At 60.9% G+C, this 17,515-nt stretch carries 8 protein-coding genes; 4 read left to right on the top strand and 4 right to left on the bottom strand.

What is annotated here, in order from left to right; all coding sequences use genetic code 11:
* Window positions 1–14 precede the first annotated feature (14 nt).
* From rplL to KUV51_RS19375, 4 genes are all read left to right on the top strand, one after another.
* Entirely contained in the window at window positions 15–392 is a 378-nt protein-coding gene (rplL, locus tag KUV51_RS19390; RefSeq protein ID WP_222523111.1) for a 50S ribosomal protein L7/L12, read from the top strand.
* Window positions 393–789: 397 nt separating this feature from the next.
* Window positions 790–4,926, top strand: a complete 4,137-nt coding sequence (gene rpoB / locus KUV51_RS19385) for a DNA-directed RNA polymerase subunit beta (RefSeq protein WP_222523110.1) — start codon at window positions 790–792, stop codon at window positions 4,924–4,926.
* Between the two features lie 216 nt (window positions 4,927–5,142).
* Complete coding sequence (rpoC, locus tag KUV51_RS19380; protein WP_222523109.1) at window positions 5,143–9,387, top strand: DNA-directed RNA polymerase subunit beta'; 4,245 nt, start codon at window positions 5,143–5,145, stop codon at window positions 9,385–9,387.
* A gap of 158 nt (window positions 9,388–9,545) precedes the next feature.
* Window positions 9,546–11,444: a serine hydrolase domain-containing protein gene (locus tag KUV51_RS19375; protein WP_222523108.1), complete on the top strand. Its 1,899-nt coding sequence runs from the start codon at window positions 9,546–9,548 to the stop codon at window positions 11,442–11,444.
* 79 nt (window positions 11,445–11,523) lie between these two features.
* Here KUV51_RS19375 and KUV51_RS19370 read toward each other — a convergent pair whose 3' ends face one another.
* The 4 genes from KUV51_RS19370 to KUV51_RS19355 are packed head-to-tail and all read right to left on the bottom strand — an operon-like array spanning window position 11,524 to window position 17,472.
* Window positions 11,524–12,474: a glycine betaine ABC transporter substrate-binding protein gene (locus KUV51_RS19370; protein WP_222523107.1), complete on the bottom strand. Its 951-nt coding sequence runs from the start codon at window positions 12,472–12,474 to the stop codon at window positions 11,524–11,526.
* A gap of 30 nt (window positions 12,475–12,504) precedes the next feature.
* Window positions 12,505–14,091, bottom strand: a complete 1,587-nt coding sequence (locus KUV51_RS19365; RefSeq protein ID WP_222523106.1) for an ABC transporter permease — start codon at window positions 14,089–14,091, stop codon at window positions 12,505–12,507.
* A 1-nt stretch (window position 14,092) separates the two neighbouring features.
* Window positions 14,093–15,151 (bottom strand): glycine betaine/L-proline ABC transporter ATP-binding protein, encoded by a 1,059-nt coding sequence (locus KUV51_RS19360; protein ID WP_241462684.1) that lies wholly within the window; start codon window positions 15,149–15,151, stop codon window positions 14,093–14,095.
* Window positions 15,148–17,472, bottom strand: a complete 2,325-nt coding sequence (locus KUV51_RS19355) for a DUF1989 domain-containing protein (RefSeq protein ID WP_315898852.1) — start codon at window positions 17,470–17,472, stop codon at window positions 15,148–15,150. Before KUV51_RS19355 ends, KUV51_RS19360 begins: the two co-directional genes overlap by 4 nt.
* Window positions 17,473–17,515: the final 43 nt, after the last annotated feature.

The raw sequence follows: 17,515 nt of genomic DNA, 5'->3' as shown, positions 1-17,515 counted from the left end.
AAAGAGCTGATACAATGGCTGATCTGAAAGCACTCGCAGAAAGCATCGTGGGTCTGACCCTGCTGGAAGCACAAGAACTGAAAACCATCCTCAAGGACGAGTACGGCATCGAGCCCGCCGCTGGCGGCGCAGTGATGATGGCTGGCCCTGCAGGCGACGCCGGTGGCGCAGCCGAGGAAGAGAAGTCGGAATTCGACGTTGTCCTGAAGAACGCAGGCGCCTCCAAGATCAACGTGATCAAGGAAGTGCGCGGCATCACCGGTCTGGGCCTGAAAGAAGCCAAGGACCTGGTCGAAGCCGGCGGCAAGATCAAGGAAGGCGTCGACAAAGCCGAAGCCGAAGACATCAAGGGCAAGCTGGAAGCAGCTGGCGCCGAGGTCGAGCTGGCCTAAGCCTTGCGATTTCGCAATTCAGGGGGCGTTCCGGAGACGGGGCGCCCTTTTGCTTTGAGGGGCCGGATTTGACAAAAGCGGGTGTTTGGCGCAGGGTGTCCCTTGTGCTTTCCCCGATAGCGTCCTAAATGAACCTCTCCGCTGGGAGCGATGATTCGCGCCCGGCTTTTTGCGTCTTGTATCTAAGGGGGTCAGCCGAACACACACTTCATGTTCCGATCTTTCGCAAAAAGCCGCTGGGTACGAACCGCTGCGGCGGCTTTTTAGGAAAGATTGTGATCGGGCGCGCATCTTGGGCGGGTGCGCAGGGATAGATCACCTTTTCGATCTTTGAGGCTCGCGCCGGGAATGCCCCTTCCGTTGCGCGACCAGAACAAAGATGGAGTGCGAGAACCGCATGGCACAAACGTTCCTTGGTCAGAAACGTCTACGTAAATATTACGGCAAGATCCGCGAAGTGCTGGATATGCCGAACCTCATCGAGGTGCAGAAATCCTCGTATGATCTTTTCCTGAATTCCGGGGATGAGCCGACGCCGATGGACGGCGAGGGCATCATGGGTGTGTTCCAATCGGTCTTCCCGATCAAGGACTTCAACGAGACGTCCGTTCTGGAATACGTCAAGTACGAGCTGGAAAAGCCCAAATACGACGTTGAGGAATGCCAGCAGCGCGACATGACCTACAGCGCGCCGCTGAAAGTCACCCTGCGTCTGATCGTGTTTGATGTCGATGAAGACACGGGTGCCAAGTCCGTTAAGGACATCAAGGAACAGGACGTGTTCATGGGCGACATGCCCCTGATGACGCCCAACGGTACGTTTATCGTCAACGGCACCGAGCGCGTGATCGTGTCCCAGATGCACCGCTCGCCCGGTGTGTTCTTTGACCACGACAAGGGCAAGACGCACTCGTCTGGTAAGCTGCTGTTCGCCTGCCGTATCATTCCCTACCGCGGCTCGTGGCTGGACTTTGAATTCGACGCCAAGGACATCGTCTTTGCCCGCATCGACCGTCGCCGCAAGCTGCCGGTGACAACGCTGCTTTACGCGCTGGGTCTGGATCAGGAAGGCATCATGGATGCCTATTACAACACCGTTCAGTACAAGCTGGAGAAGAACAAGGGCTGGGTCACACCGTTCTTCCCCGAGCGTGTGCGCGGCACCCGTCCGACATATGATCTGGTCGACGCCAAAACCGGTGAAGTGATTGCCGAAGCAGGCAAGAAAGTCACGCCGCGCGCGGTCAAGAAGCTGATCGACGAAGGTGCTGTCACCGACCTGCTGGTCCCTTACGAGAACATCGTGGGCAAGTTCGTCGCCAAGGATATCATCAACGAAGAAAACGGCGCGATCTATGTCGAGGCCGGTGATGAGCTGACCCTGGAATACGACAAGGACGGCGACCTGATCGGCGGCACCGTGAAGGAGCTGATCGACGCAGGGATCACCGATATTCCTGTGCTCGACATCGACAACGTCAATGTCGGTCCGTACATCCGCAACACGCTGGCGCAAGACAAGAACATGAACCGCGAAACCGCGCTCATGGACATCTACCGCGTGATGCGTCCGGGCGAGCCGCCCACCGTGGATGCGGCCTCCGCTCTGTTCGACACGCTGTTCTTTGACAGCGAGCGCTATGACCTGTCGGCCGTTGGTCGCGTGAAGATGAACATGCGTCTGGCGCTGGACGCCGAAGACACCCAGCGGACGCTGCGGTCCGAGGACATCGTTGCCTGCATCAAGGCGCTGGTGGAACTGCGCGACGGCAAGGGCGATGTCGACGACATCGACCACCTGGGCAACCGTCGTGTCCGCTCTGTCGGCGAGCTGATGGAGAACCAGTACCGCGTGGGTCTGCTGCGCATGGAGCGTGCGATCAAGGAGCGTATGTCGTCGGTCGAGATCGACACGGTGATGCCGCAGGATCTGATCAACGCGAAACCTGCTGCTGCTGCCGTGCGCGAGTTCTTTGGCTCGTCCCAGCTGTCGCAGTTCATGGACCAGACCAACCCGCTGTCCGAAGTGACGCACAAACGCCGTCTGTCGGCGCTTGGGCCGGGCGGTCTGACCCGTGAGCGTGCAGGCTTTGAGGTGCGCGACGTGCACCCGACGCACTATGGTCGCATGTGCCCGATTGAGACGCCGGAAGGGCCGAACATTGGTCTGATCAACAGCCTCGCGACCTTTGCCCGCGTGAACAAGTACGGCTTTATTGAAACACCGTACCGCGTGGTGAACGAAGGTCAGGTGACCGACGAAGTGCACTACATGTCCGCGACCGAGGAAATGCGTCACACCGTGGCGCAGGCCAACGCGATGCTGGACGAGGACGGCAAGTTCCGCAACGAGATGGTGAACACCCGGAAATCCGGGGACTACACCCTGTCGCCGGTGGACCAGGTGGACCTGATCGACGTGTCGCCCAAGCAGTTGGTGTCTGTTGCGGCCTCGCTGATCCCGTTCCTTGAGAATGACGACGCGAACCGGGCGCTTATGGGCTCGAACATGCAACGTCAGGCGGTTCCGCTTCTGCAAGCCGAGGCGCCGCTGGTCGGCACCGGCATCGAGGAAGTTGTGGCGCGCGACTCTGGTGCGGCCATCATGGCGAAACGTGCGGGCATCATTGACCAGGTGGATGCCACCCGGATCGTGATCCGTGCGACGCATGACCTTGAGCTGGGTGACGCGGGTGTGGACATCTACCGCATGCGCAAGTTCCAGCGGTCCAACCAGAACACCTGCATCAACCAGCGTCCGCTGGTGAAGGTGGGTGACACGGTTCAGAAGGGCGAAGTGATTGCTGACGGGCCAAGCACCGATATGGGTGAACTGGCGCTGGGCAAGAACGTGGTCGTCGCGTTCATGCCGTGGAACGGCTACAACTACGAGGACTCGATCCTGATTTCCGAGCGCGTGTCGCGTGACGATGTGTTTACCTCGATCCACATCGAGGAATTCGAAGTCGCGGCCCGTGACACCAAGCTGGGGCCGGAAGAGATCACCCGCGATATCCCGAACGTCGGTGAGGAAGCGCTGCGCAACCTCGACGAGGCGGGCATCGTGTATATTGGTGCCGATGTGGAGCCGGGCGACATCCTGGTCGGTAAGATCACACCGAAGGGCGAGAGCCCGATGACGCCGGAAGAGAAGCTGCTACGCGCCATCTTTGGTGAGAAAGCCTCCGACGTGCGCGATACGTCGCTGCGGGTGAAGCCGGGTGACTTCGGGACTGTTGTGGAAGTGCGTGTGTTCAACCGCCATGGTGTGGACAAGGACGAACGTGCCCTGCAGATCGAGCGTGAGGAAGTCGAACGCCTTGCCCGTGACCGGGACGACGAGTTGGCCATTCTGGACCGCAACATCTATGCCCGTCTGGGCGACATGCTGCTGGGCAAGGAGATTGCCAAGGGGCCGAAAGGCGTCAAGGCAGGCTCCAACGTGGACGCCGATTTGCTTGAGGCGTTTCCGCGGTCCGCGTGGTGGCAGATTGCCCTGAAAGACGAGCAATCCGCACAGGTGGTCGAGGCCCTGAACGAGCAGTACGAGGCGCAGAAGCGTGCCCTGGATGCCCGGTTCGAGGACAAGGTCGAGAAGGTCCGCCGTGGTGACGATCTGCCCCCGGGCGTGATGAAGATGGTCAAGGTGTTCGTGGCGGTGAAGCGCAAGCTGCAACCGGGCGACAAGATGGCCGGTCGTCACGGCAACAAGGGTGTGATTTCGAAAGTGGTGCCGATGGAGGACATGCCGTTCCTCGCCGATGGTACTCCGGTCGATTTCTGTCTGAACCCGCTGGGTGTGCCGTCGCGTATGAACGTGGGGCAAATCCTTGAAACGCACATGGGCTGGGCCGCACGCGGTTTGGGTCTGCAGATCGATGACGCGATGCAAGAGTATCGCCGGTCGGGTGATCTGACCCCGGTGCGTGAGGCGCTCAAGATCGCTTATGGCGACGACGTTTATGATGAGGGCTTCACCGGGATGGATGAAGAGCACCTGATCGAGGCGGCGGGCAACGTGACCCGCGGTGTGCCGATCGCGACGCCGGTGTTTGATGGTGCCAAGGAAGGTGATGTGAACAACGCGCTGGTGCGTGCGGGCTTCTCGGAAAGCGGTCAGTCGATCCTGTTCGACGGTCGCACGGGTGAGCAGTTCTCGCGTCCTGTCACGGTGGGCATCAAGTACCTGCTGAAGCTGCACCACCTTGTGGACGACAAGATCCACGCCCGGTCGACCGGTCCGTACTCGCTTGTGACCCAGCAGCCGCTGGGTGGTAAGGCGCAGTTCGGTGGTCAGCGCTTTGGTGAGATGGAGGTCTGGGCCCTGGAAGCCTACGGCGCCGCGTACACCCTGCAGGAGATGCTGACGGTGAAGTCGGATGACGTGGCGGGCCGGACCAAGGTCTATGAGAGCATCGTCAAGGGCGAGGACAATTTCGAAGCCGGCGTGCCGGAATCGTTCAACGTTCTGGTCAAAGAGGTCCGCGGTCTGGGCCTCAACATGGAACTCCTGGATGCGGAGGAGGACGAGTGATCGTCGAAACCGTTACTTTCAAGCTGTTGGGAATGCTTGTTGTTCTCACTTCGATGGCGTCCGGCGCCGTCGGAGCAGTTTGTGCGTATCGGTACTTTTTCGTCGACAATTCCGTGCGAACAGATTTCGTCGGGCGCTGTGCGTTCGTTGCAGGATCCGTCGCGCTCCTAGCCGGAATCGTCCTTTACCGTTTGGCCCTCTGATAGGGATTTGAAAATGAACCAAGAACTGACAAACAACCCGTTCAACCCGCTGACGCCGCCCAAGGTCTTTGACGAGATCAAGGTGAGCCTGGCGTCGCCCGAACGCATCCTCTCGTGGTCGTTTGGCGAGATCAAGAAGCCCGAGACCATCAACTACCGGACGTTCAAGCCCGAGCGTGACGGCCTGTTCTGTGCGCGTATCTTTGGCCCGATCAAGGATTACGAATGCCTGTGCGGCAAATACAAGCGCATGAAGTATCGCGGCGTTGTCTGCGAGAAATGCGGTGTCGAAGTCACACTGCAAAAGGTCCGCCGCGAGCGGATGGGTCACATCGAACTGGCGGCCCCGGTCGCGCACATCTGGTTCCTGAAATCGCTCCCGTCCCGCATCGGTCTGATGCTGGACATGACGCTGCGTGATCTGGAGCGTGTGCTGTATTTCGAAAACTACGTGGTGACCGAGCCGGGTCTGACCGACCTGTCCTATGGCCAGATGCTGTCGGAAGAAGAGTACATGGACGCGCAGGACGCGTTTGGCATGGACGCCTTCACCGCGAACATCGGCGCCGAAGCCATCCGTGAGATGCTGTCCCAGATCGACCTCGAAGCAGAAGCCGAAAACCTGCGCGCTGATCTGAAAGAGGCGACAGGCGAGCTGAAGCCCAAGAAGATCATCAAGCGTCTGAAAGTGGTGGAGTCGTTCCTCGAGTCCGGCAACCGCCCGGAGTGGATGGTTCTGACCGTGATCCCCGTGATCCCGCCAGAACTGCGCCCGCTGGTGCCGCTGGATGGGGGCCGTTTCGCGACGTCCGACCTGAACGACCTGTACCGCCGGGTCATCAACCGGAACAACCGTCTGAAGCGTCTGATCGAGTTGCGCGCGCCTGACATCATCGTCCGCAACGAAAAGCGGATGCTGCAGGAATCCGTTGACGCGCTGTTCGACAACGGCCGTCGTGGCCGTGTGATCACCGGTGCCAACAAGCGTCCGCTGAAATCGCTGTCGGACATGCTGAAAGGTAAGCAGGGTCGTTTCCGTCAGAACCTTCTGGGGAAACGGGTCGACTTCTCGGGCCGTTCGGTCATCGTGACCGGGCCGGAACTGAAACTGCACCAATGTGGGCTGCCGAAGAAGATGGCGCTCGAACTGTTCAAGCCGTTCATCTACTCGCGGCTTGAGGCGAAGGGGCTGTCCAGCACCGTCAAGCAAGCCAAGAAGCTGGTGGAAAAAGAGCGTCCCGAAGTTTGGGACATTCTGGACGAGGTTATCCGCGAACACCCTGTCATGCTGAACCGTGCACCGACGCTGCACCGTTTGGGCATTCAGGCGTTCGAGCCTGTGCTGATCGAAGGTAAGGCGATCCAGCTTCACCCGCTGGTCTGTTCAGCCTTTAACGCTGACTTTGACGGCGACCAGATGGCTGTTCACGTTCCGCTTTCGCTGGAAGCCCAGCTCGAAGCGCGCGTGCTGATGATGTCGACGAACAACGTTCTGTCGCCTGCCAACGGCGCGCCGATCATTGTGCCGTCGCAGGACATGATCCTTGGCCTTTACTACACCACGCTGGAACGCGAGGGGATGAAGGGCGAAGGCATGGTCTTTGGCTCGATCGAGGAAGTGCAACATGCCCTCGACGCGGGCGAAGTGCACTTGCATGCCAAGGTTACGGCCCGTGTGCCGCAGATCAACGACCATGGCGAAGAGGTCATGCAGCGCTTTGAAACCACGCCGGGCCGTGTCCGTCTGGGTGCGCTTCTGCCGCTGAACAACAAGGCGCCGTTTGACCTGGTCAACCGCCTGTTGCGGAAGAAGGAAGTGCAGCAGGTCATCGACACCGTCTACCGTTATTGCGGTCAGAAAGAGTCGGTCATCTTCTGTGACCAGATCATGTCCATGGGCTTCAAGGAAGCGTTCAAGGCGGGCATTTCGTTCGGCAAGGACGACATGCTGATCCCCGACACCAAGTGGACCATCGTGGATGACACCCGCGAGCAGGTGAAGGACTTTGAACAGCAGTACATGGACGGCCTGATCACCCAGGGTGAAAAGTACAACAAGGTGGTCGATGCCTGGTCGAAGTGTAACGACAAGGTCACCGATGCTATGATGGGCTCGATCTCGGCCGAGCGTAAGGACGAGGCGGGCGCCGAAATGGAGCCGAACTCGGTCTACATGATGGCGCACTCCGGTGCCCGTGGCTCGGTCACGCAGATGAAGCAGCTGGGCGGGATGCGCGGCCTGATGGCGAAGCCGAATGGCGACATCATCGAGACGCCGATCATTTCGAACTTCAAGGAAGGTCTGACCGTTCTTGAATACTTCAACTCGACCCACGGCGCGCGGAAAGGTCTGTCGGACACCGCTTTGAAGACGGCGAACTCGGGTTATCTGACCCGTCGTCTGGTGGACGTGGCCCAAGACTGCATCGTGCGCGACATCGATTGCGGCACTGAAAACGCCATCACCGCCGAAGCGGCTGTGAATGACGGTGAGGTGGTTGCATCGCTGGCCGAGCGTGTGCTGGGCCGTGTTGCAGCTGACGACGTGCTGAAGCCAGGGACCGACGAGGTAATCGTTGCCGCCGGTACGCTGATCGACGAACGCATGTCCGACACCATCGAAGAGATGGGTGTGCAGTCCATGCGCATCCGCTCGCCCCTGACCTGCGAAAGCGAAGAGGGTGTGTGTACCATGTGTTACGGTCGCGACCTGGCGCGTGGCACCATGGTGAACACGGGCGAGGCTGTCGGCATCATCGCGGCACAGTCCATCGGTGAACCTGGCACGCAGCTGACGATGCGGACCTTCCACATCGGTGGGGTTGCTCAGGGTGGTCAACAGTCGTTCCTGGAAGCGAGCCAGGAAGGCAAGATCGTCTTTGAGAACCCGCAGACGCTGACCAATGCAGCCGGTCAGGTTCTGGTCATGGGCCGGAACATGAAGCTGGTGATCCAGGACGAGAATGGCGACGAGCGCGCGAGCCACAAGCTGGGCTACGGTACGGCATTGTTCGTGACCGATGGTCAGGATGTGAAGCGCGGCGAGAAGCTGTTCGAGTGGGACCCCTACACGCTGCCCATCATTGCGGAGAAGGCGGGTACGGCGAAATACGTGGACCTCGTGAGCGGCCTGGCCGTGCGCGACGAAACGGACGACGCCACCGGCATGACCCAGAAGATCGTGATCGACTGGCGTGCCGCACCGAAGGGCAACGAGCTGAAGCCGGAGATCATTCTGGTGGGCGAAGATGGCGAGCCGGTCCGCAACGATGCGGGCAATCCGGTGACCTATCCGATGTCCGTGGATGCGGTTCTGTCGGTCGAGGATGGCCAGACCGTGGAAGCCGGTGACGTTGTCGCCCGGATCCCGCGTGAAGGTGCCAAGACCAAGGACATCACCGGTGGTCTGCCCCGTGTGGCCGAACTGTTCGAAGCCCGTCGTCCCAAGGACCACGCGATCATCGCCGAAATCGATGGTTACGTGCGCTTTGGCAAGGACTACAAGAACAAGCGCCGCATTGCGATTGAGCCCAGCGACGAGACCATGGAAAAGGTCGAGTACATGGTGCCCAAGGGTAAGCACATCCCGGTGGCCGAAGGCGACTTCATCCAGAAGGGTGACTACATCATGGACGGCAACCCAGCCCCCCATGACATCCTTGCCATCATGGGTGTGGAGGCGCTTGCCGACTACATGATCAACGAGGTGCAGGAGGTTTACCGACTGCAAGGCGTGAAGATCAACGACAAGCACATCGAGGTCATCGTGCGTCAGATGCTCCAGAAGTGGGAGATCGAGGACTCGGGCGACACCACGCTGCTGAAAGGCGAGCATGTGGACAAGCAGGAGTTCGACGCGGCCAACGAGAAGGCGCTGTCGAAAGGCGGTCGTCCGGCACAGGGTGGTCCGATCCTCTTGGGCATCACCAAGGCGTCGCTGCAGACCCGGTCGTTCATCTCGGCCGCGTCCTTCCAGGAAACCACCCGCGTGCTGACCGAAGCGTCGGTGCAGGGCAAGAAGGACAAGCTGGTCGGTCTGAAGGAAAACGTCATCGTGGGTCGCCTGATCCCTGCGGGGACTGGTGGGGCAACTCAGGCCGTGCGCAAGATCGCGTCGGACCGCGACAACGTCGTCATCGAAGCACGTCGGGAAGAGGCCGAAGCGGCCGCTGCCCTGGCTGCTCCGACAGCCGACGACGTGGTGGGTGGCGACGTGTTCGACACGGTCATCGACACCTCGGAAGAGAGCCGCGACTGATCCCGATCTTTCGGTTTTGAGATTGAAAGCCCCGCCGGAGACGGCGGGGTTTTTTTGTCTGGACAGAAAAAACGTTCGCGGCCTGCTTGAATGGCTGGTCGCGACCCAAACATGTGCTCCAAGTCATTTCTACTTTTCGTTGCAAGGAGCCATTTGCGTTGACCACATCAAGCACATTTTTGCGCCCATTTCGGAACGTTGTACTGGGGCTGTTCGTCGTTTTTGCTGCACTGTCATGGGTGGTTACTGCGTCTTTGGCCGCGGGTGAGGTGCCATCGGATGATCAGTGGCAGGCAGAGTTGAGCGGGTTTGTCGACGGTGTTGTGACAACCGGCCTGGATCAGGATGCTGTCGCTGGCGCGGTTGTCGTTGTCGTCTCTGGGGACGACGTGATCTTGTCGCGGGGTTACAGGCTGGGGGATGCGCGCACCGGGCGATTGATGTCCCCGGAACAGGATGTGATCCCACTTGCGTCCATTTCCAAGGTTTTTACGGCTTGGGCAATTCTGCAGTTGGAGCGTGAAGGGCGGTTGACGCTTGATGATCCGATTGCGCAGCACTTGCCGGGGCTCAAGCTGGACCAGCGGTTTGGTGAGGTCCGGGTGCGTCATTTGTTAAGTCATACGGCCGGTCTTGAGGAACGGTACGCGGGGTATTTCACGACGCCTGAGGCCATCGGCGCTGAAAATGCCATTGACCATATTTCCGCAATTTTGCCGCGCCAGGTGCGTCCGCCGGAAGACGTCATCGCCTATTCAAACGCCAGCTATGTCCTGCTTGGTGAAATCGTGGCCCAGGTCGCTGGTACGCCCCTGACCGACTACATCGCTGAAATGCTCGCGCCGCACGGTGTCTACGATCTGCGTGCCATGCACATGCCCAAGGATCAGAATGGCGCGAGCCCGTTTCATGTGTGGAATGCCGGGCAATATGTCGGCGTTGACCCCACGCCGTTTCCACAGCCGCACACGGCTTCGGGCGGCTTGGCGCTAAGCGCTGAAAACATGGGCCGCGTGATGCAGCTTCTGTTGGGAGACACCGCTGTTGATGGGGCAGGTTCAACTGCCGTTGCCGACCTGTACGCGCCGATGTGGCCAGATCGTCCCGGGTTCACATCGCGGACCAAGGGTCTCTGGTCCGAAACTTGGGCTGGACATGAAGTGTACCATCATGCCGGATCGCATTTCGGGTTCCACACCAACATGGTGCTTGTTCCCGAGCTTGATCTCGGCTTTTTCGTTGCGGCCAACAGCCCTGGCGGTTCAGCGTTGGCGGCACTTCCGCGCCGCGTGCTGCGAGAAGTGATTTCCCCAGATACACGTCCTGTTGCGGAGCGCATCGCGTGCGATGACGTCTGCTTACAAGAGATGGAAGGCCGTTACATGATGACGCGCCGCAACACCTCTGGTTTGGACAGGCTGCATGTGCTGAACACCCATGCTTTTGATGTGTCTGCGACTGATAACGGTGCGCTTCTTGTCTCTGGGTTGGGCTATCCGTTGCGGTTTGAACCCATAGGGACTGATCAGTTCGAAACGGCCGAAGGCGACGTGCCGCTTGGGTTCATACGCGACGCGGCGGGCCGTGTCGTGGGCGCAAATTTGAACGGTGGTATGCAAACATTTGACCGCGTCGGTTTTTGGCACAGCGGTGTGTCTTTGGATTCCGCACTATGGGCGACGGTCGGTGGTGTGCTTTTCTGCATGATCGGGATTGCACTCGCCTGGCGTGCCCGGCGGAGTATTATCGGAGCAGCCACGTGGCTTGGTGCGGTCGGGTTGATCGGGGTCCCGGGGTGTTACGTCATCATCACCCCGATCATCAGTGGTCGTGATCTGTCCAGTCAGGCGTCACCAGGCGATGACTTGTGGATTGCAACAGGTCTGTGCGTGGCCATCGCGCTTGCGCTGGTTTGGGCAATAGCGAGGTCAGTTGTCCCGGCGACACGGATACCACTCGGCGAACGAGGTGCAACGCTGGCGGCTGTTGCGTGCTTTGGATGGGTTTTGGTTGTCGCGTGGGTGTGGAATGTGCCGACGGCTGCGTTGACGTGGTGAGTGCGCAGGCAGCAGTCGGGCAAAGAAAACCCGGCGCGAGGCATCCCTCGCGCCGGGTCTGTAGAACGATCAGGGCTGCTTAGTTGATCCAGCCTTCGACGATGTCCATGTTTTCTGCGACCCACTCTTCGGCCACGTCCTGCGGGTCCATTTCATCCCGACCGATTTTCAGGATCCAGTCGTTCACGACTGCCGGGTCCAGTTGGATCTGGCTCAGGAACTTGGCCGCGGGCGGGTTCCGCTCTTCCAGGGACTTGGAGTAGCTGACATAGATCGACGCGTCGGGCGTCTTGCAGCCTGCTTCGGACACTTCCAGCCAATCTTCGCCGTCGAGCTGCAGGTTCATGCAGCCTTCGGTGTGCTCGGGCTCGGCCAGGGGCGAGATGTCATAGGCGGCGTGGATCCATTCGGGCGTCCAGTAGTAGAACAGGATCGGCTTCTGGTTGCCGTAGGATGTTTTCAGCTGCGCCTTGAAGGTCGCGTCGGAGATAATCTCCGGCTCCCACAGTTCGGACAGGCCATAGGACTTCATCTTGACCTGCCAGATTTTCGTGGATTTCCACGAGGCGTCACCGGCCCAGTATTCGCCCTTGCCGTTGCCGTCCTTGTCGAACATGGCGGCGACCGCCGGGTCCTTCAGGTCCTCGAAGGACTTGATCTGGTCGGACATGTAGCTGGGCACGTACATCTGCTGGGTGCCGGCATAGGGTTGGTTGTGAGCGACCGTGCCTGCGTCTTCGATATACTTGTCCCAGGGCGCTTGCTGGTTCGGCATCCACATGTCGGTCCAGACGTCGGCAGAGCCGTCGCCCTTGTCCATGCCTGCGCCGATGATGGCCTGGTCGGACAGGCCTTCGACGATTTCGGCTTCGGAGTTCAGCGGCCCTTCGATGACCGTTTTGATCACGTGGGCGATGGCCTTGGCGCCGGTCCAGTTGAGGTCGGAGATGGCGACCTTTTCCTGTGCCGATGCACCCACTGCGGCGACGGACAGCGCCCCTGCAGCGGTGAGGGTTGTGATGAGTTTCATATGTGTCTCCCTTATTGAACTCATTCTTGGTTAGTGTTTGACGGTGTTGGCCTTCTGGACCACGCGGTCGATCATCATCGCCAGAAGCGCGATGCCGATGCCGGCCAGGATGCCTGCGCCCGTGCGAGTGTTCGCGAGCGCCTCCGTCACGATAAAGCCCATGCCGCCTGCGCCGATCAGCGCGGCCACGACGACCATGGACAATGCCATCATCACCACCTGGTTGACCCCTGCCATGATCGACGGCAGGGCCTGGGGCAGTTCGACCTTCATCAAGAGTTGCCGTGGGTTGGCGCCGAAGGCCAGGGCCGCTTCCTTGGTGTTCTCGGGCACGTGGCGGATGCCGAGGGCCGTGAGACGCACCATGGGGGGCATGGCGAAGATCACTGTGGCCAGAATGCCCGGCGGTTTGCCGATCGAGAAGAAGGCGACCGCAGGCAGCAGATACACGAAGGACGGGATCGTCTGCATGATGTCGAGGATGGGCGTGATGATCGCTTGCCCCCGTTTCGATTTGCCGACCCATATGCCCAGGGGCAGGCCGAAGACGATGCAGATGATCGAGGCCGCGACCACGAGGCTCATCGTGTCCATCGCTGTTTGCCAGAAGCCGAAGAGGGCGAGGTAACAGAGCGATGCGGCCACGAATATGGTTATTCGGGCCCCGGCCATCGTGTAACTGATCGCCATGATCGCCCCCATGGCGATGATCCATGGCGTGCCCACGAAGACCGCCGTGATGGCCGACAGCATCGACCGCAGGAAGGTCGTGATCCCGTCGAAGAAGAAGCCATAGAACGCCGTCAGGTAGCCGATGCCGTCATCGATGAGCTGGGCCGTGTAGCTGTTGAGGTTGACCGGTGGCAGACCCTCACGCGGGGCTTCGCGGCGCACAAAGCGGTCGCCGTTGTCGTCGCGGGGGTAGGTGACCGTGTCGCGCCGTTCCAGCCAGACGATGGTGGGGAATTCCCCGATGATCATGCAGTCGAACTGGTCCTTGAACGCGACCTCTTCGCCCGCGGCGATGGAGCGGGCCTGTTTGATGCAGGTCCGTTCTTCGGGCGGGAATTGCGAGGCGCGGTAGAGCATGAGGGGCGCGATCATAGCTACGATCAGTGTCGCCCAGACGAGCCGTTTCATGTCCCAACCGGAGGGTTTGGAATGGTCGACGCGCCAGGTGTTGTACTGGCGGAAGTAGAGCCGGTCGGCGAGCCAACCGAAGATGACGCGACCGAGGATGAAGATGATCACGGCGGCCCAGAGGCTGGACGTGGTCCAGTTTTCGAACCGTTCGACCAGGAAATCCTTGTTGTCGATGACCGCCTGTTCGGCGGCGCGGGAGAACTTCCAGACCTGCATGAGATAGACCGCTGCCACGAGGTCGATCAGGAAGCCGATCCAGAACAGCATCTTGTTGGCGCGCAGGGCGGCCCATGGGAAGCCCGCGATGGCCGCCATCCAGTTGACGTGGGTGGCGGGCAGCTTGGCCTTTTGGATGGAGAGGAAGGTTTCGGCAAAGTAGCCGCCGGATTTGTCGGCGAACTCGACGAAGGGTTTGGTTTCGTCCGTGGCGGCAGCAGGTGCGCCGCCCATTTGATCGGGTGTTGTGTCGGTCATGTTACGCCTCCCCCTGGACGCCGTGCAGGATTGCATCTTTGGACACCACGCCCACGACGTTGCCGTCCGACTTGATCAGCACCGGGTGGTCCTGGTTGACGCTGAGCGCGATCAGCTTGTCGAGGTCGTCGTCGGGTTCGGCCACGGGGGCCTCGGCCTGCGGGATGGGTCCCTTGCGTTGTTCGTAGGCTTCGAGCGGTTCCATGACTGTGTGTGCATAGAGCAGCTTCAGCTTGGAGATGCCAGCCACGAAGTCCGCCACGTAGTCGTCAGCGGGCTTGGTCACGATGTCTTCGGGTGTGCCCACTTGCACGATCTCGCCATCCTTCATGATGGCGATGCGGTTGCCCATGCGGATCGCCTCATCCAGGTCGTGGGTGATGAAGAGCGTGGTCTTGTTCATCGACTTCGACAGGTCGAGGAATTCGTCCTGAAGCACCCGCCGGATCAGCGGGTCGAGGGCCGAGAAGGGTTCGTCCATCAAGAGGATGTCCGGGTCGGCGGCCATGGCGCGGGCGAGGCCCACGCGCTGCTGCATCCCACCCGACAGTTCGGAAGGCAGGCGGTCGCCGTAGCCTTGCAGGCTGACCAGTTCGATCACGCGGTCGGCGACTTGCGCGCGGGTGTAGGCGTCGACGTTGCGCAGCTCCAGCGACAGGGCGACGTTGTCGCGCACCGTGCGGTGGGGCAAGAGCGCCATGTTCTGGAACACCATGCCGATCTTGTCGGCGCGCATGGCGCGAAGCTCTTCGGCGTTGAGTTGGCCAACATTGGCCCCGTTGATCAGGATGTCGCCACCCGTGGGTTCGATCAGGCGGTTGATGTGCCGCACGAGGGTGGATTTGCCCGAGCCCGAGAGGCCCATGATGCAGAAAATCTCGCCCTCACCGACGGAGATCGAGACATCCTTGACCCCCACGACGGCGCCGAATTGCTCCAGCACCTCGGCCTTGGACAGGTTGTCCCTGCGGACGGCTTCCATCGCTTCGTCTGCGCGGCTGCCAAAGATTTTCCAAACGTTGCGGGTGACGACCACCCCTTCTTCCCTGTTGTCGTTCAAGCGCGTGCCTTTTCTCTTTTTGGGTCGAGGAAGGGCAGATCGACAAGCGTTGCGCCGAGGCGCTTCATATGTCCGTCCAGTTTGCCCACTTCCAGTTCCGTGCCGGGTGCGGCGTTTTCGACGGCGACCCGGGCCATGCAGATTGCATGTCCGAGTGCGGGGGAGTGGCAGGCACTGGTGATCGTGCCCACCTGCTCGCGTCCCACAAAGATGCCATCGCCATGGACGGGCACCTCATTGCCGGCCATGTGCAGGCCCACGAGCTTGCGCCGTGGTGCCGTGTTGTTGCGTTCAAGGGCGGTGCGCCCGATGAAGTTTTCCTTTTTCAGATCGACGGCAAAGCCGAGGCCGGATTCAAAGGCGTCCGCTTCGGGACCGAATTCGGCGCCCGAGATCATCAGCCCCGCTTCGATCCGCAGCATTTCCAGTGCGTTGCCGCCCATGGGCACCAGCCCGTCGGGTGCGCCAGCCTCCATGAGCGCGTCCCAGATGGTAACCGCGTCGGCGCTGTCGCAGAAGAGTTCGTAGCCGAGTTCCCCGGTGAAGCCCGTGCGGCAGAGCATGAACATCGGCCCGTCGCGGTCGTGCAGCCGGGCGATGGTGAAGCCGAACCATTTGAGGTTGTCGAGGGACGGGCGCGAGGGCTGCGTGAAGACGATCTTGCGCAAGATATCTCGGGACTTGGGGCCCTGAAGGGCGAGGTTCTGGATCTTGTCGCCGTAGCTGAGCACCCGGACGTTCAACCCGTGGGCCGCTGCCTGTTCGCGCAGGTGCAGGCCCGAGTTGTCCGAGCCGCAGCACCAGCGGAAGGCCGTGTCTTCGAGCCGGAAGAGCGTGCCGTCGTCCAGCACCGACCCGCGTGCGTCGCAGATCAGGGCGTAGAAGCCGCGATGTTGGGACAGTCTGGCTGCGTTGCGCGTCAGGCAGATTTGCAGGAGTTCCTCGGCGTCCGGGCCGATGATGTCGAACTTGCGCAGGCCCGACATGTCCTGCAGCGTGGCGGCGTTCTTGCAGGCCCAGTATTCGGCGATGGCCCCCGTGGCGTCGTATTGCGTGGGCATCCAAAGCTGCCGCGCGACCTGGTAGCTGCTTGTCAGTTTTGAGATGCGCGGATGGAAGGCGGAGTGGGCGGTCATTTGCGCTGCGTCCTCGGGGTTGGCGCGCCATGCGACGGCGTGCTGTATCCGGCTGTTTTCGTCGTAGATGCGCACGTGGACATCCGTTGGGTTCCATCCATTGATCGGGTCCACGTCGTCGGGACAGGCGGTGGAGACGCAGACGAGGTCGGTGAGCGCCTGCATCGTCACGTGATCGCCGGGGCGGGACCACGCCTCGTCCGCGGCGATGTGGTGGTTCTGCCAGTCGATCCACGAGTTGAAGAAGAAGTTGATCGCAGGCCATGCGCGGCGGTTGCCGATGCCGTAGGGGGCGAAGGCGCCCGAGATGTTGTCGGAGCAGTTGATGTGGCCGGGAAAGCCGCGTTCTTCGTACCCGCGGGCGGTGCAGGCGAGCGCGAAGGTGTCGTGGCGGCCAACCGTGTCTTGGCGGAGTGCCAGAAGGGGCACCATGTCTTGGTCAAAGAACTTGTCGTGCAGGCCGGGCGTGGGGTAGGCGCCGCGCGCCATGGTGCGCGAAACAGTGCTGTCGATGTAGCGTTCGGTGCCCTGATCAAGCGCGTCCGCCCGCATCGCCATGAAGTCGGAGCATTGCTGCCCTTCGACGTCGATGATCTGGACGAATTGTCCCTTTTTGAGCGTGTAGGCGTGCGCGGTGCCGCGATTTACGCGCCATTCGTCGACCACGTGGCCCAGCGGCTCGGGCAGGGTGAGCTCGAAACCGTCGCCTGCAGGTGGCTGGACGGTCAGTGTCACGCTGCCGCCCGCGCCGGTTTCGATGAAGCCTTTTTGGGCGGGCAGGATGCAGAACAGGTCAGCGTCCTGCGTGACCTTGCCGATATGGGTTTCGCCTGGCGCGTCGTCGGTGGTGAAGATGTGCAGCGCCCGCGCTTCGGAGAGCGCGGTGTCGCGTCCTTGCGCGATGGCTTTCAGCGCGCGGGTGTCGTAGCCGGATTTGGGCAGCGCGTCGCCTGTGCCGGTTACTCCTTCGAATGCGCTGACACCGAAGTCTCTTGCAGCGTCCGGCAGCGCGGTGAGCCAGACGTCGCATCCGCCGTCGGTCGCGGTGATGGAGATGACTGAACCGGCCCGAACGTGGACCCGGTCCATACCTCCATACCGCACGTCGCGGCGCAGGGTCGACGTGTCCTTGAGACCCCGGTACCGCACCCGTTGTGGCGCAAAGCTGTCGCTGCGTTGTAACACGAGCCTATTTCCCTGTTTGGTTTCCGCATCATTGACGCAGGTG

The organism is Tateyamaria omphalii (assembly GCF_019802125.1).
GTDB classification, from domain to species: Bacteria; Pseudomonadota; Alphaproteobacteria; order Rhodobacterales; family Rhodobacteraceae; genus Tateyamaria; species Tateyamaria omphalii_B.
Note: the sequence above shows the minus strand (reverse complement) of the source record. Positions and strands in the feature narration are given on the sequence as shown.

Bases quoted from the DNA above. Each gene is read 5' to 3' on its own strand.
- rplL (WP_222523111.1), top strand. From the start codon at position 15: ATGGCTGATCTGAAAGCACTCGCAGAAAGCATCGTGGGTCTGACCCTG.
- rpoB (WP_222523110.1), top strand. From the start codon at position 790: ATGGCACAAACGTTCCTTGGTCAGAAACGTCTACGTAAATATTACGGC.
- rpoC (WP_222523109.1), top strand. From the start codon at position 5,143: ATGAACCAAGAACTGACAAACAACCCGTTCAACCCGCTGACGCCGCCC.
- KUV51_RS19370 (WP_222523107.1), bottom strand. From the start codon at position 12,474: ATGAAACTCATCACAACCCTCACCGCTGCAGGGGCGCTGTCCGTCGCC.
- KUV51_RS19365 (WP_222523106.1), bottom strand. From the start codon at position 14,091: ATGACCGACACAACACCCGATCAAATGGGCGGCGCACCTGCTGCCGCC.